The sequence below is a fragment of the Pyramidobacter porci genome (assembly GCF_009695745.1).
Lineage (GTDB): Bacteria > Synergistota > Synergistia > Synergistales > Dethiosulfovibrionaceae > Pyramidobacter > Pyramidobacter porci.
This window is the reverse complement of record NZ_VUNH01000011.1, coordinates 82,654-101,211: the sequence shown is the minus strand read 5'-3', so window position 1 is coordinate 101,211 and position 18,558 is coordinate 82,654. Positions and strand designations below refer to the sequence as shown.

The window sequence follows — 18,558 nt, the reverse complement described above, 5'->3', positions numbered from 1 at the left end:
AAAAGACAAGGTCGAATTTTTTCGATTCATCTTTTCATGATGCAAGAGTATATCACATCCATCAGGATAAGAGCATGTAGATACACATAAAATACAAACTTTATGCAGATAGAAATTCATTTACATGCATGTCTTTTTGAAAAAAGACATGCACAGATAGAATTTTGACAACGCCTTTATTCCCGTCGTCGGTCTTTATGATGCCAAGGTCAAAAAAATGAGCCCGATACGGTTATTCAACCATACCAGGCTCTCTTTTCAGCAATTTCCTTCATAAACGTACGTCAGGTGCCGGCGGGCAAGTTCCGCCAGGCGGTAAATCCGTGCGACCGGCGTCGGCAGTCTATCCTGAACCTTATAACGCGGAAAAAATCGCGAGAGATGCAACGGCAGATTGCGATCCAGCGACGCCAGCCAGGCCGCCAGCCGCTCGATTTCATCGTCGCCGTCGTTCTTTCCGGGCACGACCAGCGTCGTCACCTCGACGTGACAGCCGAATTCAACGGCACGGCGGATGAAATTCTTCACCGTTTCCAGATCGCCGCCCAGCCAGCGGTAATATGCCTCGGTAAATCCCTTCAGATCCACGTTCATGGCGTCGATCAGCGGCAAAAGCCGCCGCAGCGGCTCGGAAAGCAGCGAACCGTTCGTGACCAGGACGTTTTTCATCTGCCGTTCATGGATCAGGCGCGCGCAATCGACGACAAAATCATAGCTGACCGTGGGCTCGTTGTAGGTATATGCCAAGCCGATGTTTCCGCGGACTCGCAGTTCCCCGGCCAATTCCGCCAGCCGAACGGGTTCGGCGCGCCGCGCGGTAAGGCCGCTTCCATCGGACATGGCAATGGAATCGTTCTGGCAAAAGGGACAGCGCAAGTTACAGCCGTAGCTTCCGACCGACAAGATAAAACTGCCGGGGTAAAAGCGCCGCAAAGGCTTTTTCTCGATCGGGTCCAGGGCCAGCGAGGTGATCCGACCGTAATTCTCCTCGACGATGCGCCCGCCGCGGCACACTCTGGCGCGGCAGATGCCCCGCTGGCCTTCCTCCAGCGCGCAGCGATGGAAACACAGCTGGCAGCGTTTCATCGATGACGCACGACCTCGAAGCGCTGAAGCGAATAACTTTCGCCGCGCTCGATGCCGGCCTTGCGAAGCGCGATGTCCAGCTGACGTTCAACGGTATCGACGCCGTCGAGGTCAGGCAGCAGCACACCTTTGCGGCCTCCGCTGCTGACGATCACGCCGTAGCGCCTGACGTCAAGATCATCCCTTGTCGCCGGCTCGGCCGGCGAAAGCACGTCCACGTCGTACACGAGCCGCGGCAGCTCCGCTTCGGTTACGGGCGCGAAGCGCGGGTCGCGCGTTCCCGCGGAGACCGCGTTGTGAAGGATCTCCTCGGCGACGGAACCTCTGACCGGTTCGATCGTCCCGATGCAGCCGCGCAGTTCGCCGGCGATCGTGACGGAGACGAAGACGCCGGCGCGGCGCTCCGTCAGCTCTTCCGGCAGACCGTCAGGGAGTTCGGCCACGCGGCCGCTCTTCACATAATGTTCCAGACTCAGCCGCGCCAGCTTTACATAGGCGTCTTCACGCGCGGCGGTCTGCCGCAGTTTTTCCCGTTCCCGCCGCAGGAACAATTGGCCGAAACGCCGCCTTTCATCGACGGCACAGGGAACGAAGCAGGCCACGCCATAGCCGACGCCAAACGGCCCCTCGTAACTCAGGACTTCGCTCTCGACGTCGCAGCCGTCGAAAGCGCCCGCCATGATGACAAAAGAACGCAGCCCACATTCCGCCGCTTTTTCGCAGAAGGCGGAATCGAACTCGAACATGGCGCCGAAGTCGGCCGACGAGAAAATCTCCATGATCCGCCGATCGAACTCGGGTCCTTCCGGCGCAAAGCCATAGGGGCCGTCGGCCTTCAGTTTGTGCGACAGGTCGCCGCTGGCAACGACGACGGCCCTGCGTCCCAAACGCTCCGCCGCGCGGGCGATCGCCTTGCCGAAGTTGTAATGTTCGAGCAACGGCAGTCCCGAAAGACCGATTCTGACCACGGGAATCGCGCCGCACGACTGACAAAAGAACCGCAATGGAATCATTGTGCCATGATCGAGTTCGGGACGGCGTTCGCCGTTTTTCCCGGCGGGGATCCCGGAGGCCGCCGCTTCAGACCCGATCGCTTCCGCCAGTGCGCCGTCGTAAGAAACGGCACAGGTCGCGTCGGGCCGGCCGAACGCCGCGAAGCTTCCGCGCGCCTGTTGCCCGGGAGAGATGTGAAAATAATCCCGATACATGACGGAATGAGGCGACAGGACGATCAGAACGTCGGGCTTCAGCGCCGCGGCCCGACGGGCCGCTTCACGATAGGCGTCGATGGTTGCCTGGATTCCCCTTTCCTCTCCGCGTCCGATTTCCGGAAGGATCAACGGCGGATGAGGCACTACAAAAGCTCCAAGAATTGACACGTGGATCGCTCCTTTCACACACAGACGTTGACCTGAGCAGCTTAGCTCTCACTCCGCCACGGCGCTTTTTCACTCTCGAAATCCCGCATGAAATGCAACAGCAGCGTCAGCGCCAGCAGATCGGCGCTGCCGCCGGGACTGAGGTTCTCCGTGATGAACTGACGGTCGAGCCGGGCGATGTCCGCAGTGGCCGGCACAGTTTCTTCATCGAGCAGACGGCCGATCTCGCTCTGCACCTCGCGAAAGCGGGACAGGCTGGAGCGTCGGATCATGTTCGTGTCGTCCGCGGCGCCGATCAGATGCAGCAGGGTCACCGCCGCGGCGTCGTTCAGCGGCAGTTTTTCCTCCAGCAGCCGCTCGAAAACGGGCAGCCCCCGTTCAAGCACCGTGGGGAAACCGGCCGCCGCCTCGCCGCGAATTCCCGTGACGCCGCTTTCGCGGAAAATCCTCTCGCCCGCGGACTGTCCCTGCGGAGAAAATTCATCTTTCAAGCCCACAAGCATCTTCCGCGCCACGCCGGCCAACCGCTCCGCCGCGGCGTTTTCCCCGCGCCCCCACAGCCGGCCGCGAGCCGCGCAGATCACGCCGACGGAGAAGATCGCGCCCTTATGGACATTGACGCCGCCGGTCGCTTCCAGCATGGCCCTTTCGGCCTCCATTCCCGGCAGCCGCAGCGCCTGAAAAAGCCGCTCCGGCTCCTGTTCGGCCGCTTCGGCCCCCAGCGCGGCGCAGCGGCGGAAATACGGCGCCAGCGCGCCGGCGCTGTCCATAAACGTGAAAAGGTCCATGTCGCGATGCGATCCCGAGTTGAAGCGGTCCACCAGCCCCGGCTTAGGCGAAACGCAGACCTCGTACAGCAGCGCCCGCTGAGCGGCGCTCGCGACCGTATCGGCAAAACGGCCGACGGCGTCGTCGTACATCAGCTTCACGGCGGCGCAGGCCAGCTCCCGAGCCGGATGGATTCGGCGCGGCGCGCAGTCCACCACGGCGCGCCCGCAGATCACGCATCGGCGCGGCGGCAAGCCCAAAGCTTCGCGGGAAATTTTCGTTCCGTCGGAGGCTAGCACGTCCATGTCGTAGAGCCGAGATGCAGGCGAACTGATCTCAAGCGCGACAGCCAGCCTTTTGACGTCTGCCGGCGCGCCGTCGGTCAAAAGCATGGCCTCGCTGCCCGCCGGCCCGAGGCGGCATTCCTTTTTGACGATCGAGATCCCGTTTCGCGCCAGATGCCGTTCCAACCGCTCCAGCCCGTGCCGAAAAAACGACCGCGCCAGAGGGAACTGCTTGATCTCGCCCGGCATGTTCAGCGTATAACTGATCAGACTTTTTCCGCCGCCGCGCAGCATCTCCCGCTGACGCGCCGCCCGCCGCTCGCGCGCCGCCAGCATTTGCGCAAGAGAAACGCCGTTTTCTCCAAGAATCCGCTCAACGTCCATGAAATCCTCTTCCATAAAATGCCCGCAGGCAGATTTATTTTCATTATCATACTGGTTCTCATTAAAAAGAGCAAAGCCTCTCTGCCTTTTTTGACGAAAACGAGCATAACCTAAGGCCGAGAGAACGCAGAACGCAAGAACAAAAATCCCCCTCGGTGATCCGAGGGGGAACATTTTTGGTTGGTGGCGGTAACTAGATTCGAACTAGTGACACTGCGGGTATGAACCGCATGCTCTAGCCAACTGAGCTATACCGCCGTTGAATTGGTTGCGGGGAGAGGATTCGAACCTCTGACCTTCGGGTTATGAGCCCGACGAGCTACCGGACTGCTCCACCCCGCGATAAAGCGCCGTTTCATGGCGACATCGGGTATATTAACAGACTCCCGGGAAAAATGCAAGGGCTTTCAGGCGGGAACTTTATTTCTTCTTCCCGTTCCCGCTTTTCGGGCTGCTTTTTTCCTTCACGGCTTTTTCGGGCGCGCTTTTTGTTTCTTCTTTCTTCTCTTGGGCGGCGTTGGAACCGATGACGACTTTCATCCCTTTCACGACCAGCGGCTTGAGTTCTTGCAGATCCTCGTTTTTCATGCGGATGCAGCCTTCGCTGGTCAGCGTACCGATCGATTCGGGATCGTGCGTACCGTGGATGCCGATGCCGCTCCATCCGGTCTTAAGGCGGATGAACCACGGGCCGTAAGCGTTTTTGATAACGCCCTTGCCGTCTTTGAAATCATGAGTCCAGCTGCGGGCGTCCTGGATTTGCTGCACGGAGAAACTTCCCTCGGGCGTGCGCATGTCGCCGGCTTTCTGCTTGTTGCCGGGCACCTTGCCCAGGGCGACGCCCCATGAGTCGATCACTTTGTTGCCCTCGGCAAGATACAGTCTGAAACCGGCCTTATCGATATAGATCCAGCGTCCTTTTTCACCGCTGCGGGCGATGGCGGCCGGTGCCGGCTCGTCCGCCGGACGGGGCGGTTCGCCATCATCTCTGAGGCCTTTATTGGCGCCGACGTTCTTCGCCATGACGCCGGTCACTTTTTCGCTTGCGAGGTCAGGCCCGACGATGGCCGGCTTCAACGCGCTGCCGACGATCTGCGGCTTGGGAGGTTCTTCCGAGCCGCCGCGCAGTTCCCACGCGCCGAGAGAAACCAGCCCTACAAAAAACGCTACCGCCAGACCGGACAGGACGAGAAAATTTCCTTGCGCTCTTCCGTACATCATCATACCTCCTTCTGTCTTTCGTTCTTTTTATTTTACACAATGGGACTTTTTTATGCCATAATGAATGCGGTGATTCGTCATTTTTCTAAAGATTTTTCTTGTCGGAGGTTTTTTCATGAACGATCTCGCGTCCTATATCGATCACACGCTTTTGAAGCCCGACGCCACAGAATCCCAGATCCGCGCGCTCTGCGCCGAAGCGCGGCGGTGGCGCTTCGCTTCGGTCTGCGTCAATCCCCGCTGGACGGCGACAGCGGCCGCAGAACTGCGCGGCAGCGATGTCAAAGTCTGCACGGTGATCGGGTTCCCGCTCGGCGCTTCGGTCAGCGCCGTCAAAGAGTTCGAAGCCCGCCAAGCCGTAGCGGACGGCGCCGACGAACTGGACATGGTCGTCTCCGTCGGCGACCTCAAAGCCGGCGGCGACGAATACGTGCGTTCGGATATCGCCGCGGTCGTCAGAGGCGCGCTGGGGCGCGCCGTCAAAGTCATCATCGAAGCCTGCCTGCTCACCGACGAGGAAAAGGCCCGCGCCTGCCGTCTGGCTGCCGCAGCGGGAGCGGATTTCGTCAAGACCTCGACGGGATTTTCCAAAGGCGGCGCGACCGCGCGCGACGTAGCGCTGATGCGCGCCGCGGCGGGGCCGGACGTCGGCGTCAAAGCCGCCGGCGGCATCCGTACGCGCAAAGAGGCGGAAGAAATGATCGCCGCCGGAGCGACGCGGATCGGAGCTTCGGCCGGCGTAGCGATCTGCCGGGAATAACGGTTCTCCGGCGCGTAACAAAAAACGGACAGCTTTCGCAGCTGTCCGTTTTTTGTTATGGCCGGCATTCCCGCAGATAGCGGTTCAACACCTTTTCCGGCGCGTCAAAAGACGCCGCCAGCGCGTAGCAGCACAGGCTGTGCACGAACTCGACGGAGCGGTCCATCTGGTTCCAGACGCGGAACCCCGCCTTCGCCAGACGGGCCATGCCGACGCGGTCGTAGCCGTCGGGGTGTTTGACGCCGCCTTCGGCCTGGCTGCACGCGATCACGTACGGCGTCGTTCCGTTATGCCGTTCGATGCCGTCCAGCACGGACGGAATCATGTTGCCGGCGCCGTAGCCGAGCAGGCACAGGAAGCGCTCGTCGCCCTGCCATTCAAAACGCGCTCCCGGCTGGGCGAAAAACCAGCGGATAGCAGCGCACCGTTCGCGCAGTTCGCCGGGCTCGAGACCTCTCATCTCCCGCGTTTCCTCCGGCAGCTGCCCCGCCGTAGCCGTGCGGAGAGCCGCCGGCGACGGATCCAGTCCCCAGTCGGGATTGAAGAACAGCGGCTGGCCGTTGACGGCGTTAAAGGCGTCCGGATGCATGGCGTGCGCCTTGTGCGCCCGGTCGCCGGGGATCAGCTTCCAGTTGAAATAAACCCATACGCCGCGCAGATCGGAGCAGCAGGCCATGGCCGCTCCGCGCAAGTTCGAGGTGACGTCCTCCGGCATGTAATCCAGCGTCAGCTGGCTGCCGGTAAGGATGACGGGAATGGGCAGACTGCCGAAACACAGGTTCATCCACGCGGCCGTGCTCGCCATGGTGTCGGTGCCGTGAAGGATCAGCACGCCCGAAAGCCCCCGCTCCAGCTCCGCGGCGATGCAGCGCGAGATCAGCAGCCAGTGCCCCGGATCCATCTCCGAACTGTCGATGCCGGGACTCCCGAGCGGCTCGCGAAAGAGCGCCTCCACGCCGCGCTCGGCAAAAAGCTCGGCAAGAGAATCTTTCAGACGCCGCGACGCGCCCGAAACCGGAGCCTTGCCCTGCCCCTCGAAACCGCTGGCGATCGTGCCGCCTGTAAAGACCACCAAAAGTCGTCCCATGGATAATCTCCTTCGCCATCATGAATTTCACGTCGAAAATCAGCGTCAATCACCGCCCCTATTCTAACCGAAGAGCGCCAAAATAAAAGCGCCGCGGCGAATTTTTTCTTCCGCCGCGGCGCGCGCCTCTATAAAAGAACGGCAAAAACAACGCCGCCACGATGCGATCGACTCAATCCGTGAAAACGGGATGACGCTGGATATATATCAGGTCCCTGCCGTCGTAGCCGCCTTCTTCGAGCAGCGGCGCCGCCTTGGCCACGACCGTGCAGGCCGTCTTGGCGAGGATGTTCTCCACGGCGCGCAGCGAGCCGCCCGTGGACACGACGTCGTCGATGATCGCCACCTTCTTGTGATAGATCTTCTGCACGTCAGCACTGTCCATGACAAGATGCTGCGGCGCCGCCGTCGTGATCGACATGACGTCGGCGATGAGAGGATTGTCCATGTAGGCCTTGACGGTCTTGCGGATGACGATGTAGTCGATGCCCAGACGCCGCGCGATGGCGTGCGTCAGCGGAATGGCCTTCGCCTCTGGGCAGACCAGGTAATCGATGCCCTCGGGCAGCCGCTTCGCCAGTTCTTCGGCGCAGGTTTCGACCAGCTCGGTGTCGCCCAGCATGACGAACGAGGCCACCGTCACATGATCGGCCACGCGGCGCAGCGGCAGCTGGCGGGTCAGTCCCAAAAGGCGCAGTTCGTACGTTTTTTCAGTCATCGCTCAGTTCTCCTTTTGCTCTTATAGATGGAAGATCATGCGGATCACCGTGCCGGCGACCAGCCCGACGAAGGGATTCCAACGCGCCGAGGCGAAGATCGTCGCGCCCACCACCATGCCCCAGGGCGCGAAGCCAAAGCCGTTCAGCGCCTCGGGCGGTACCGCGCTGATCGCCAGCGCCGCGTTGTTGATGAACGTCACGAACACGCCCAGCACGAGCAAAAAACCGGCGATGGACGAGCGGTGCACATAGCGCCCGATCGTCGGCAGCAGGCGGAAGATCAGCAGCGCCGCCATGATGCCCATCATCATCACCGAAGAGAGCACGGGGTGGGGCGCCGTCGCCGTGCCGGAAATGATCGATTCCACCGGCGAACCGCCGAACAGCGTGGAAACGATGTCGGCCGCGCTCGAGTAGATCGCCAGATGGTCGACGTTGGCGTTCACCTGCGCGATGGAGCCGGTGATCTTGCCGAAGGAGATGTTGGCGCCGATGTTGATGCAGGCCATGGCCAGCGCGCCGGAAAAGACGCGCCGGCTGCGCCAGAAACGCCATTCGATGTTGCCGAAACGGAACTTTTCGTTGCTGACGTCGGCGGACAGCCGATCGAGCTCCATGCGGCACACGCGCAGCAGATAGTTGTAAAGCAGCGTCGCCGCCGTCACGGAGACGATGATCGTCCAGGCCAGGTCGCGGGTCCAGAACCACACGGCCAGCGCCACGGCCACCGAGAGCGAGCCGGAATACTTTTCGGACTTGAGCATGTCCACCGAAACGTTGGCCAGCATCAGGCCGACGCCGGCCATCATCGAATCGACGATCGCCGGACCGATCCAGCTCACGATCGCCTCGTTCAGCCCCAGCAGCGAGGGGATCAGCAGGAACACCGCGCCCCAGAAGACCATGCTGAGACGCTCGCGGATATCCTTGCCCAGATTGCCGGCCAGCGCGATGGTCTCGGCCTGGAAGGAAATCGTCGCTACCGAGTTGAAATACAGCGAACCGCCCACGCCGGCCAGAAAAGCCAGCGCCGTCGGCAGCGCCGCAAAACCGTACATCAGCGCCAGCAGTCCCTGCGGGATGCCGTTGACGACAACGGCCAGCGCCGCCAAAAGATCCTTGACCACAATACCACACTCCTCCGTAAAGTATCGCGCGCTTCAGAGCGCCATTACTTTTTACTCCAGGCATCAGTTAAAGTCAAGAGATCTTCGGCGGCCGGTTTTGCTTTGAAAACTCTTTTTTCATCGGCCTCGAGAGATTTCATCGCCAAACCGCACCGATTCACACATGCCGGCCGGCAATCTGAAATTTAAGGGGAAACACCCGGACGGCGTTCCCCGTTCTGTGCAATACTTCCATTTCTCCGCGCGGCGCCTGCAGGCGTTTCATTTTATTAAAAAATCGCCGCCGTTTGTGTTATGATAAATGCGTTTTCCTCATATCCCTCTTTACATAAAGGACTGATTTTGATGACGTGGGGTCAGGGGCTCAGCATTTTCTTCCTCACCGGACTGGACATCGTATCGTTCGTCATCCGCCTCTCCGCGCTGGTGATCATCCCCCAGCGGCACAATCCTTCTACGGCCACGGCGTGGCTGCTGGTGATCCTGCTCTGGCCGTGGCCGGGCATGATCGCCTACTCCGTCCTCGGCACCAACGTGCTGCCGTCGCGCCGCATGGAACGGCACAACGCCATGCTCTCGTATTTTCACGATATCCAGCGCATGATGCACTCCGAACTGCCGGGGACTATCTCGCCGCAGCTGCCGCCGTCGTTGCAGGCCACCGCCAATCTGGCACAGAATCTGGGGTACCTGAGTGCCGTTCAGGGCAACACGGTGCAGTACGTCACCGAAACCGACGATTTCATCGATACTCTCGTCGACGAGATCGACGCCGCCGCCAGCGAGATCGACCTGCTCTACTACATCTTCGTCGACGATTCGCAGGGGCGCAAGGTGATCAACGCCTGCCGGCGGGCGGCCCGGCGCGGCGTTACCGTGCGGCTGCTCCTCGATTCCGTGGGCTCGCGCGAATTCCTGCGCAGTTCTTTGAGAGAAGACATCCAGCGCGACGGCGTCCAGGTGGAGGAAGCCCTTCCCGTGCGCATCTACCGCGCCAAAGCCGCCCGCTTCGACCTGCGCAACCATCGCAAGCTCGCCGTCTTCGACAGCCGCGTCGCCGTCACCGGCTCGCACAACGTCACAGAACCCAGCTACGGCCGCTTCGGCAAGCTGATCTGGAAAGACGTCAGCCTGCGCTTCTGCGGCCCGGTCGTGCGCCAGTTGGAGAGCGTCTTCATCGAAGACTGGTATGTGGAGACCGGCGAACGGCTCGATACCTCCCATCTGTTCTCCGCCGCCACGGATTTTTCCGGCCCTTCGTGCCTGCAGACTGTGCCGAGCGGCCCTTCCTACCAGACCGAGAACTATCAGAGGCTCATCATCGCGTCCATCATCGGCGCCCAGGAACAGGTGACGATCACCACGCCTTACCTGATCCCCGACGAGGGCATGCTCCAGGCCATCGAAGTCGCCCGTCTGCGCGGCGTCAAAGTCAGACTGGTGACGCCGGCCCGGTCGGACCAGATCATCGCCGGTTACGCCTCGCGCGCGTATTACGAGGACTTTCTCAGGCTCGGCGTCGAAGTGTACCTCTACAACAAGGGGCTGCTCCACGCCAAGACCGTCACTGTGGACGACAACCTCGGCTTCGTCGGGTCGAGCAACTTCGACATCCGTTCGTTCTCGCTCAATTTCGAGATCAACATGATCCTCTACGGCGTGCAGGAAAACTTCGGCATCCACCGCGTGCAGGGACTTTACATCTGCGACTCCCACCGCCTCACGCAGGACGAATGGGGAAAACGCGGTCACGTTTCCATGGCGCTCGAGTCCGTCACCAAGCTGCTGAGCCCGCTGCTGTGACCCGGCGCCCATACATAAGTATTACAATCAGAAATAGCTGTACATTTGCGATTCCTTCGGATATAATCTGACCGAACTCAATCTGCTGTTTAACGAAAAAGGAAGTGCATCGATATGATCACCAAAGATATGCTGATCGCCGACATCGTCGACAAGTATCCGCAGGTCGTCCAGCCCCTGATGCTGTCCGGCATGGGCTGCATCGGCTGCGCCATCTCCCACGCCGAAAGCCTCGAAGAGGGCGCCATGGCCCACGGCCTCGACCCGGACGATCTCGTCAGCGGCCTGAACGAAGTTCTCAAGGCCAACGGCATCGAAGACTGATCACGGACAAACACACAAAAAAACGCTTGGAGCCTGTGCTCCAAGCGTTTTTTTGTGTGACAAGTCAGGCCAGCCGGCGTTCCAGCGCCGCGGCGATCCGCTCCGAAGCGCGTCCGTCGCCGTAGGGATTTTTGACCGAAGCCATGCGGTCGAGGCGAGGTTCATCGTCCATCAGCGCCGCGAATTCCGTCATCGCCCTTTCAGGCTCGTTGCCGAGCAGCGTCACGATTCCCGCTTCCACGCCTTCCGGCCGCTCCGTGACGTTGCGCACCACCGCCACCGGCACGCCCAGCGACGCGCCTTCCTCCTGCAGACCGCCCGAGTCCGTCAGGATCAAACGGCTGCGCGCCAGCAGCGCCGCCATGCAGCCGTATTCCAGCGGCTCGACGAGCTTCACGTTCCCCACGCCCGACAGCGGCGGCACGACCGCCTCGCGCACGACGGGGTTGAGATGGACCGGGAACACGAACGTCCACTCCGCGCGGGCGCGCGCCACACCGGCCAGACGACGCGCCAGTTCGTTCAGCACGGGCCAGTTCTCGCGCCGGTGCAGCGTCACCGTCGCGACCGGGCCGCGCTCGGGCACGTCATCGGGCAAAACTCCTTTTTTCGAAGCGAAGAGGATCGCGTCGACCGCCGTCTGTCCCGTCACGAAAACGCGCGCCGGGGCGGCGCCGCTTTTCAGCAGATTGGCGCGCGCCCCTTCCGTCGGCGCGAAGAACGTGTCGCACAGCGCGTCGGTCAGCACGCGGTTGGCTTCTTCCGGAAACGGCTCGCTCATCGAGCCGCTGCGCAGCCCCGCCTCCACGTGCCCGACCGGGATGCGTTCCAGAAACGCCGCCCACGCCGAGACGAACGTCGTCAGCGTGTCGCCGTGCACCAGCACGTAATCGGCCTTCAGTCCGCGAAACGCCGCCGCCGCCTGCGGCAAGATCCGCGCCGCCAATTCCGGCAGCGTCTGCCGTTCGGTCATCACGTCCAGATTGCGCTCGTGCGGCACGCCGAAGATGGAAAGCGCCTGTTCGAGCTGCGTCCTGTGCTGACCGGTCAGCAAAATCACCGGCTCCAGCGCGCCGCTTCGCGCCAGCGCCAGATACACCGGCGCCATCTTGATCGCCTCCGGCCGCGTGCCGAACGCGAGAACGATCCGTTTTTTCATGAGCGAACACTCCCCTTCCGTGCTGCGTCAATTATACACAGAAAGGCGAGAAGCACACCAGATCGGAACGACGATCATCTTTTTCGAAGCACAGCCCCCTCCACGCCGGAAGTGACGAAGGCGCGGTAACGCTCGAGGAAGGCGCTTCCGCTGTCGAGCTTGGGGCATTCCCAGCTCGCGCGGCGACGGGCCAGCTCTTCGTCGGAGACCTTGAGCTCCAGCCTGCGGGCCGGTATGTCGATCTCGATGACGTCGCCCTCCTGCACCAAGGCGATGGGACCGCCGGAAGCCGCCTCAGGCGAGATATGGCCGATCGACGCGCCGCGGCTGGCGCCGGAGAAGCGCCCGTCCGTCAGCAGCGCCACGGTGCTTCCCTTGCCCATGCCGGCGATTGCCGACGTGGGAGACAGCATCTCTCTCATGCCGGGGCCGCCCTTGGGCCCTTCGTAGCGGATCACCACCACGTCGCCGTCGTTGATTCTGTTGCCGTAAATGGCTTCGCTGGCTGCCTCTTCGGAATCGAACACGCGAGCCGGTCCGCTGTGGCGCATCATCTCCGGAAGCACTGCCGTCTGCTTGACCACGGAGCCAAGAGGCGCCAGATTGCCCTTCAAAACGGCGATTCCGCCTTCCGGGTCCACGGGATTGGACAGAGGACGGATCACGTCGCAATCGAGGACTTTGGCGTTCTTCAGCTTCTCCCTCACCCTTTCGCCCGTACAGGTCATCGCGTCGCCATGGATCTTGCCGGCATCGTAAAGTTCCCTCATCACCGCGGAGATTCCGCCGGCGCGGTCGATGTCCTCGATGTGATAAATTCCGCCGGGGCTCATGCTGCAAAGGTGCGGCGTATTGCGGCTGATCTCGTCCATTTTCTCCAGACTCAGTTTCACGCCGGCGCAGTCTGCGATGGCAGGAAGGTGGAGCGTCGTGTTGGTAGAGCCGCCGAGGGCCATGTCCACCGCGACAGCGTTCTCGAAGGCCTCCTCGGTCAGGATGTCGCTCGGGCGGATGTTTTTCTCGATCATGAGCATGATCTGCCGCCCGGCATCCTTGGCAAGGCGCTCGCGGGCCGCCAGAACGGCGGGGATGGAGCCGTTGCCCGGCAGAGCCAGCCCGAGGACCTCCATCATGCAGTTCATGGTGTTGGCGGTGAACATACCGGAGCAGGAACCGCAGGTCGGGCAGACGGTGTTCTCGTAGTAGCGCAGTTCCTCGTCGCCCATCCTGCCGGCCGCCCGGGCTCCCACGGCTTCAAAAACGGAGTTCAGGTCGGAGGACCTGCCGTGGGTCAGGCCTGCGAGCATGGGACCACCGCTGATGACGATGGCGGGAATGTTCAGCTCCGCCGCGGCCATTGCCATGCCGGGAACGATCTTGTCGCAGTTGGGAATCAGCACCAGAGCGTCAAGGGCATGCCCCTTCACCATCACCTCGATGGAATCGCGGATCAGTTCCCGGCTGGGAAGGGAAAAACGCATCCCCTCGTGGTTCATGGCGATGCCGTCGCAGACCCCCACCACTGGAAATTCAAGAGGCAGACCGCCGAAGGCGTAGACGCCGCTCTTCACAGCTGCGGCAATGCGGTTCAGGTGGGTATGTCCCGGATTGATGGCGTTGTAAGCGTTGACGACGCCCACGAAGGGACGTTCGATCTCCCAGTCCGTGTAGCCTCCGGCTTTCAGGAGGGAACGATGGGGAGCTCGCAGGTACCCCTTTTTTATCTTGTCGCTGTTCATGATATTAATGTACCTCCGGTTTCGATTATTGGACGCCCATAAGACCGGGCAGGAAAAGAGTCAGAGACGGGAAATAAGTCATAACGAGCAAAACCACGATCAGGGTCAGGATCATCGGTACGATGGGCCTGCTGAGACGCTCCATCGGCAGCCCTGTGATGGCGCTGGCCACATAGAGGTTGATCGCCACGGGTGGAGTCGCCATGCCGATAGCCAGTCCGACGGTCACCAGGAGACCGAAGTGGATGACGTTTCCGCCCAGCCCGGCAACGGTGGGTAGGAAAATGGGCGTCAGCACGATCAGAGCCGAGGAGGTTTCCATGAACATGCCCGCGATCAGGATGATCACCATGATCATCAGATAGATCATGGCGCCGCTGCCGCCAGCCCATTTGAGCATGAGCTCCGCCACTTGCTCCGGCGCCTGGCAGAAGGCCAGTTCCCAGCCGAAAAGCGTGGACGTGCCGATGATGAACATGACCAGAGCGGAGGTGACGCCCGCGTCGACGACCAGTTTGTAGAATTTTCTCCAGTCCAGCTCGCGATAAACGACGAAAGCGACGACCAGCGAATAGTCCACGGCTATAGCCGCTGCTTCCGAAGGCGTGAACACCCCCGAGAAGATGCCGCCCAGAATGATCACCGGCGTCATCAGCCCCCAGAGCGCGTCCACGAGACGGCGGCGTTTTTCCCCGGGATCTATGGCGTCCGCGGCCGGATAATGCCGCCGATGAGCCACCCACAGGGCGATGGCGACGAGCGCCGCGCCCATGATCACGCCGGGGACGAAACCGGCGAGGAACAGCTTCGCCACGGATTCGCCCGCGATCGTGGCGAAGAGAACCATGGGAACGCTCGGAGGGATGACGACGCCGATCGTGCCGGCTGCCGCAATTAAAGAAGCGGAGAAATCCAAGTCGTAGCCCTTTTTCTCCAGCTGAGGCAAAAGAGCCGCTCCGACAGCCGCCGTCGTCGCAGCCCCGGAACCCGATATGGCCGCGATGAACATGGAGGCGACGACGGAGACAATCGAAAGCCCGCCACGCAAGCGCCCCAAGGAAGCCTCGGCAAAGGAGACAATTCTCTCGGAGATGCCGCCCTTGGCGAGAACGTCGCCGGCCAGGACAAAGAAAGGCACCGCTACGAGCACAAAGGAACTGCTGCCGGAAAACATCATCTGAGGCAGCATTTCAAAGGGCAGATCGCTCATGAAGAGCATGGCCAGGCTGGACATGCCGATGGACAGGCCAATCGGCATTCCCAGAAAAATAAGGACGAGAAACACGACTCCCATCATAAGCCCCATCAGCGCCTGCCCCCTCTCAAATAAATCTCCGCGGTGGCGAGGAGGTGGAGGATGACCACCGCGGAAAACAACGGAAACTGAGCGTAAAGAACACTCATGGAGATACCCAGTGCCGGCGTCGTCTGCAGAGCTTCCCGCTCCATCATGACATGGCCGTACCGCGCGAGCACCCCAAAGAACAGGACGCCCAGCGCCTGCATGACGAGAAAGACCAGCGTCTGCCCCCTCTTGGGCAGTTTCTCGATCACGAAGGTGACGGAAATATGGCTTCCGCGGTAAAAGGCCACGGCCGCGCCCACCAGGGAGGCGGCGACGAGAAGAAAGCGCGTAAGCTCTTCCGACCATGTCAGTGCCTGGGTCACCAATCTGCAAACAACCTGCGCCGTCGTGATCACGATCATGGCAATCATCAGCACAAACAGAAGAACTTCGCAAAGTCCATTGATCCGGGCACTCAAGGGAACGAGAGGCGAAAAACGCCTCTCGCCCGCATGGTTGTTCATCCTGCCGTCTTTCATGGTCTATTTCACGTCCAGGATCGCCTGCACCGTCTCAGCTCCGAATTTCTCCATGTACTTCTCGTAGAGCGGCTTGACCGCTTCGCGGAAAGCTTCGCCGTCAGGCTGGCTGACGATCATGCCCTGAGCCTTGAGAAATTCAAGCCACTCGGCCGCCTTCTGAATGTCAACGTCGCGGTTGGCCTTGGCTCCGGCTCTGGCGGCCTTCAGGATCAGCTCCTGATGATCGGGCTTCAGTCCCTTCCAGGCACGGTGGCTCATCATGACGACGTTGGGCGAATAGGTGTGGTGCGTCAGAGTCATGTATTTCTGGCTGTCGTAGAGCTTGAAGGCCACGATGACGTTCAGCGGGTTCTCCTGCCCGTCGATGGTTCCCTGCTGCAGCGCCGTCAGGGTCTCGGGCCAGGACATGGGCACGGCGTTGGCGCCAAGCGCGCGGAAGGTCTCCACGTAAATGGGATTCTCCATCAGGCGAATCTTGAGGCCGGCCATGTCGGAAGGTTTCACCACGGGACGCTTGGAGTTTGTCAGGTCGCGGAACCCACGCTCCCCGTAGGCAAGCCCCTTCCAGCCCATCTTGTCCATACGGTCAAGGATTCCCTGCCCCAGTTCGCCGTCAAGGACGCTGTAAGCGTGAGCTTCGTCACGAAACAGGAAGGGAAGATCGAAAATGCCGAATTCAGGCATAAAGTTGATGATTGGCCCCCCGGTGATAATTGCCATGTCGATGACGCCCATGCGGACATTCTCGAGAAGAGTCCTCTCGTCCCCCAGTTTGGCGTTTGGGAAGATATCAACCGTAAGCTCACCACCGCTTTCCGCTTCAACAACTTCCTTGATCTTTAGAGCGCAGACATGGAAAGAATCCTGCTCGTTCACCACGTGAGCCAACCTGAGCGCCTTCGGGGCGGCACAAGCGGAACCGCACAGAACTGCCAATACCAGTACCGCAATACAATAGTTACATTTGGACCTCATCTTCATTCCCCCTTCTGTTTTTTTGGCACTACCACTGTCACTACCATTGTAATTGTATTATAATACTTCTTAAAGAAGATGCAAGTTAAAAAATAAATTAGGAGGAAAAATTTTGCAGAATAAACGAAGTCAGGTGGTAGACAGCATTATCGGCGAGATTCGCCGCAGGAACCTGCGCAAAGGTGATCGCCTGCCGTCGGAACGGGAACTGGCCTCCATCACAGGAGTTAGCCGGAACCTCCTGCGGGAGGCGTTGGCGGTATTGGAGACACAGAACGTTCTTCAGACCAGGGAACGGGGAGGAATACAGCTCGTCAGGGATCCAGGAATGCTGGACTTCTCGCTCAACCTCCAAGAAATGATCCTCTGGCCCGACCAGTCGTTGAATCAGCTCATGGAAATTCGGAGAATCGCAGAAATTCCCGCCGCACGCCTCGCAGCAAAGCGCCGTACCGATGACGACATCGCCCATCTGAGGCGCTGCGTAGAAGAGCTACGGCTCATAGAGAAATCCGGCGAGAACCGTCCCAACGACGGAGCACAATGGGATGCCCTTTATCATTCGGCCATGGTCAAAGCAGCCGGAAACGACATACTCACGCGAATCTACGAGAGCATTCACGCCCTTCTGCTCAAGTACATTGGCAGCAACCGCGCTCGTTTCTACAGGGAGGCCCGCCCCGACATGTCCAAAAGAGCATTGAAAGAGCACATCGGCCTTCTGAACGCCATCGAAAACCAGGAGCCCGACGAGGCCGCCCGGATCATGGGGGAGCACCTTGATCTCTTTGAGAGCTGGATCATTCCCACAGAACACAGAGAAAACGCCGATACGAGTTCCTGACAAAATACAGAGTGACAAAATAAGCAATATCTCATGGCGCAGAGGAGCGAAGAAATTATGGGGAAAATCTTGGATGCTTTTAATGATGAATCGGGAAAATTGGTCACTAGCAACGGGAAGTACCGTGTTATGCAAATTGTTTTGCGAGAGAAGTTTGTCGGCAAAGGTTCAAAGAATTTCAAGGAAATCGAAGACTTGTGCAACCAGCAGTTTGCAGAAGGGTACAGACTTCACACATTCGCGCAGTCAACGGCTGGTTCTACCGGATTTTTTGGTGGAGATCGCACCGTATGCAACCTTGTTTTTGAACGCATAGCAGATTAATAATCGTAATGGACTCCACGTTTCATCACCATTATCATTCTTCGACTTATCTCCACACAAAAAGCCGCCTGTCGTTTGGACAGGCGGCTTTCTTCGTACGTATTCTATTTTCGCCGTTCAGTGTTCGCTGACGATTTCCTTGACTTTCATCAGCTGGCTGGTGGTCGAGCGGGCCTGTTCGTCCAGCTTCATCGAGATGTATTTGATCGTCTCGGCGTAGTTGGGGATCATGACGTGCTCGAGGGCATTGACGCGGCGGCGGGTGCGCTCGATTTCGGTCGACATCAGAGCGACGGCCTTTTCGTCGGCGGCGAGCTGGAGCAGCCCGGGAATGACTTTGGAAAAGTCTTCGAGGGCCACGTCGAGGCTGGCCGGCGTGGTCGCCATGCCGTAGTTGAAGGTGCTGCCCTCCTGATGGACTTCGTACTCGGGCACGATGACGCTCATGACGTTGCGCGTGGCGACGTCGAGGGTGCAGGTGCTGCCGGAGATCATCAGAGCCTGTTCAAGCATGGCCGGCAAGGTCTGGGCGCGGGCCATGAGGAAGCTGCGGTAACACGAGATGAGCTCGCTCTCGACTTTCTCGCGGGTGGCTTTGACCGCGCGGGCTTTTTCGAGGAAGGCCTTGATCAGGGCGTCCTGCTTGTCCTTGAGCAGCTTATGGCCGCGCTGGGCGACGGCGAGACGTTTCTTGAGCCGCGAAAGCTCCATTCGATTGGGGTTCACGTTCACGCGTGCCATTGCGATC

Annotated in this window: 18 protein-coding genes and 2 tRNA genes; 5 read left to right on the top strand and 15 right to left on the bottom strand. The window is 60.2% G+C overall.

Annotation, left to right across the window (positions count from 1 at the left end):
- Positions 1 to 258: 258 nt before the first annotated feature.
- From amrS to FYJ74_RS10240, 6 genes are all read right to left on the bottom strand, one after another.
- On the bottom strand, positions 259 to 1,086 hold the full coding sequence (amrS, locus tag FYJ74_RS10265; protein WP_154529481.1) for an AmmeMemoRadiSam system radical SAM enzyme: 828 nt from the start codon (positions 1,084 to 1,086) through the stop codon (positions 259 to 261).
- Positions 1,083 to 2,465: an AmmeMemoRadiSam system protein A gene (gene amrA / locus FYJ74_RS10260; RefSeq protein WP_320634759.1), complete on the bottom strand. Its 1,383-nt coding sequence runs from the start codon at positions 2,463 to 2,465 to the stop codon at positions 1,083 to 1,085. Before amrA ends, amrS begins: the two co-directional genes overlap by 4 nt.
- A gap of 41 nt (positions 2,466 to 2,506) precedes the next feature.
- A complete protein-coding gene (citG, locus tag FYJ74_RS10255) occupies positions 2,507 to 3,901 on the bottom strand; it encodes a triphosphoribosyl-dephospho-CoA synthase CitG (protein WP_195838889.1) in 1,395 nt (464 codons plus the stop codon).
- Positions 3,902 to 4,082: 181 nt separating this feature from the next.
- Positions 4,083 to 4,159 (bottom strand) — tRNA-Met (locus FYJ74_RS10250).
- A gap of 7 nt (positions 4,160 to 4,166) precedes the next feature.
- A tRNA-Met gene (locus FYJ74_RS10245) sits at positions 4,167 to 4,243 on the bottom strand.
- Positions 4,244 to 4,321: 78 nt separating this feature from the next.
- Positions 4,322 to 5,119 carry a L,D-transpeptidase gene (locus FYJ74_RS10240; RefSeq protein ID WP_229769461.1) on the bottom strand — a complete coding sequence of 266 codons (798 nt, stop codon included), beginning with the start codon at positions 5,117 to 5,119 and terminating at the stop codon, positions 4,322 to 4,324.
- 118 nt (positions 5,120 to 5,237) lie between these two features.
- Here FYJ74_RS10240 and deoC point away from each other — a divergent pair, with 118 nt between their 5' ends.
- On the top strand, positions 5,238 to 5,882 hold the full coding sequence (deoC, locus tag FYJ74_RS10235; RefSeq protein ID WP_154529478.1) for a deoxyribose-phosphate aldolase: 645 nt from the start codon (positions 5,238 to 5,240) through the stop codon (positions 5,880 to 5,882).
- Positions 5,883 to 5,937: 55 nt separating this feature from the next.
- Here deoC and FYJ74_RS10230 read toward each other — a convergent pair whose 3' ends face one another.
- The 3 genes from FYJ74_RS10230 to FYJ74_RS10220 all read right to left on the bottom strand — a co-directional run bounded on the left by FYJ74_RS10230 (position 5,938) and on the right by FYJ74_RS10220 (position 8,815).
- Positions 5,938 to 6,969 carry an asparaginase gene (locus FYJ74_RS10230; protein WP_154529477.1) on the bottom strand — a complete coding sequence of 344 codons (1,032 nt, stop codon included), beginning with the start codon at positions 6,967 to 6,969 and terminating at the stop codon, positions 5,938 to 5,940.
- A 172-nt stretch (positions 6,970 to 7,141) separates the two neighbouring features.
- The gene (locus tag FYJ74_RS10225) at positions 7,142 to 7,687 is read right to left on the bottom strand and encodes a phosphoribosyltransferase family protein (RefSeq protein ID WP_154529476.1); all 546 of its coding nucleotides are present in this window, start codon (positions 7,685 to 7,687) and stop codon (positions 7,142 to 7,144) included.
- Positions 7,688 to 7,708: 21 nt separating this feature from the next.
- Positions 7,709 to 8,815 (bottom strand): NCS2 family permease, encoded by a 1,107-nt coding sequence (locus tag FYJ74_RS10220; protein WP_326830928.1) that lies wholly within the window; start codon positions 8,813 to 8,815, stop codon positions 7,709 to 7,711.
- A 345-nt stretch (positions 8,816 to 9,160) separates the two neighbouring features.
- Between FYJ74_RS10220 and cls the strand changes: the two genes are divergently transcribed.
- Positions 9,161 to 10,618, top strand: coding sequence for a cardiolipin synthase (cls, locus tag FYJ74_RS10215; protein ID WP_154529475.1), 1,458 nt, complete (start codon positions 9,161 to 9,163; stop codon positions 10,616 to 10,618).
- Positions 10,619 to 10,732: 114 nt separating this feature from the next.
- Positions 10,733 to 10,942, top strand: coding sequence for a DUF1858 domain-containing protein (locus tag FYJ74_RS10210; protein WP_154529474.1), 210 nt, complete (start codon positions 10,733 to 10,735; stop codon positions 10,940 to 10,942).
- 64 nt (positions 10,943 to 11,006) lie between these two features.
- On the opposite strand, the gene wecB is transcribed toward FYJ74_RS10210, so the two are convergent.
- The 5 genes from wecB to FYJ74_RS10185 form a co-directional block, all read right to left on the bottom strand.
- Positions 11,007 to 12,101, bottom strand: coding sequence for a non-hydrolyzing UDP-N-acetylglucosamine 2-epimerase (gene wecB, locus FYJ74_RS10205; protein WP_154529473.1), 1,095 nt, complete (start codon positions 12,099 to 12,101; stop codon positions 11,007 to 11,009).
- 74 nt (positions 12,102 to 12,175) lie between these two features.
- Entirely contained in the window at positions 12,176 to 13,840 is a 1,665-nt protein-coding gene (ilvD, locus tag FYJ74_RS10200) for a dihydroxy-acid dehydratase (RefSeq protein WP_154529472.1), read from the bottom strand.
- Between the two features lie 25 nt (positions 13,841 to 13,865).
- Positions 13,866 to 15,146 (bottom strand): TRAP transporter large permease, encoded by a 1,281-nt coding sequence (locus FYJ74_RS10195; RefSeq protein WP_154529471.1) that lies wholly within the window; start codon positions 15,144 to 15,146, stop codon positions 13,866 to 13,868.
- Entirely contained in the window at positions 15,146 to 15,664 is a 519-nt protein-coding gene (locus tag FYJ74_RS10190; protein WP_229769460.1) for a TRAP transporter small permease, read from the bottom strand. The genes FYJ74_RS10195 and FYJ74_RS10190 overlap by 1 nt, the downstream gene beginning before the upstream one ends.
- Before the next feature lie 3 nt (positions 15,665 to 15,667).
- Positions 15,668 to 16,642 carry a TRAP transporter substrate-binding protein gene (locus FYJ74_RS10185; RefSeq protein WP_154529470.1) on the bottom strand — a complete coding sequence of 325 codons (975 nt, stop codon included), beginning with the start codon at positions 16,640 to 16,642 and terminating at the stop codon, positions 15,668 to 15,670.
- Between the two features lie 112 nt (positions 16,643 to 16,754).
- Here FYJ74_RS10185 and FYJ74_RS10180 point away from each other — a divergent pair, with 112 nt between their 5' ends.
- A complete protein-coding gene (locus FYJ74_RS10180) occupies positions 16,755 to 17,486 on the top strand; it encodes a FadR/GntR family transcriptional regulator (protein ID WP_154529469.1) in 732 nt (243 codons plus the stop codon).
- Positions 17,487 to 17,543: 57 nt separating this feature from the next.
- Positions 17,544 to 17,810, top strand: a complete 267-nt coding sequence (locus FYJ74_RS10175; protein ID WP_229769459.1) for a hypothetical protein — start codon at positions 17,544 to 17,546, stop codon at positions 17,808 to 17,810.
- A 117-nt stretch (positions 17,811 to 17,927) separates the two neighbouring features.
- Here the strand turns inward: FYJ74_RS10175 and FYJ74_RS10170 are convergent, their stop codons facing one another.
- Complete coding sequence (locus tag FYJ74_RS10170; RefSeq protein ID WP_154529468.1) at positions 17,928 to 18,551, bottom strand: V-type ATP synthase subunit D; 624 nt, start codon at positions 18,549 to 18,551, stop codon at positions 17,928 to 17,930.
- Positions 18,552 to 18,558 lie beyond the last annotated feature (7 nt).

Coding starts and splice junctions, on each gene's coding strand:
- FYJ74_RS10225 (WP_154529476.1), bottom strand. CDS start 7,687: ATGACTGAAAAAACGTACGAACTGCGCCTTTTGGGACTGACCCGCCAG.
- citG (WP_195838889.1), bottom strand. CDS start 3,901: ATGGACGTTGAGCGGATTCTTGGAGAAAACGGCGTTTCTCTTGCGCAA.
- FYJ74_RS10240 (WP_229769461.1), bottom strand. CDS start 5,119: ATGTACGGAAGAGCGCAAGGAAATTTTCTCGTCCTGTCCGGTCTGGCG.
- wecB (WP_154529473.1), bottom strand. CDS start 12,101: ATGAAAAAACGGATCGTTCTCGCGTTCGGCACGCGGCCGGAGGCGATC.
- ilvD (WP_154529472.1), bottom strand. CDS start 13,840: ATGAACAGCGACAAGATAAAAAAGGGGTACCTGCGAGCTCCCCATCGT.
- cls (WP_154529475.1), top strand. CDS start 9,161: ATGACGTGGGGTCAGGGGCTCAGCATTTTCTTCCTCACCGGACTGGAC.
- FYJ74_RS10190 (WP_229769460.1), bottom strand. CDS start 15,664: ATGAAAGACGGCAGGATGAACAACCATGCGGGCGAGAGGCGTTTTTCG.
- FYJ74_RS10230 (WP_154529477.1), bottom strand. CDS start 6,969: ATGGGACGACTTTTGGTGGTCTTTACAGGCGGCACGATCGCCAGCGGT.
- deoC (WP_154529478.1), top strand. CDS start 5,238: ATGAACGATCTCGCGTCCTATATCGATCACACGCTTTTGAAGCCCGAC.
- FYJ74_RS10185 (WP_154529470.1), bottom strand. CDS start 16,642: ATGAGGTCCAAATGTAACTATTGTATTGCGGTACTGGTATTGGCAGTT.
- FYJ74_RS10210 (WP_154529474.1), top strand. CDS start 10,733: ATGATCACCAAAGATATGCTGATCGCCGACATCGTCGACAAGTATCCG.
- FYJ74_RS10175 (WP_229769459.1), top strand. CDS start 17,544: ATGGGGAAAATCTTGGATGCTTTTAATGATGAATCGGGAAAATTGGTC.
- FYJ74_RS10195 (WP_154529471.1), bottom strand. CDS start 15,146: ATGGGGCTTATGATGGGAGTCGTGTTTCTCGTCCTTATTTTTCTGGGA.
- FYJ74_RS10170 (WP_154529468.1), bottom strand. CDS start 18,551: ATGGCACGCGTGAACGTGAACCCCAATCGAATGGAGCTTTCGCGGCTC.
- amrS (WP_154529481.1), bottom strand. CDS start 1,086: ATGAAACGCTGCCAGCTGTGTTTCCATCGCTGCGCGCTGGAGGAAGGC.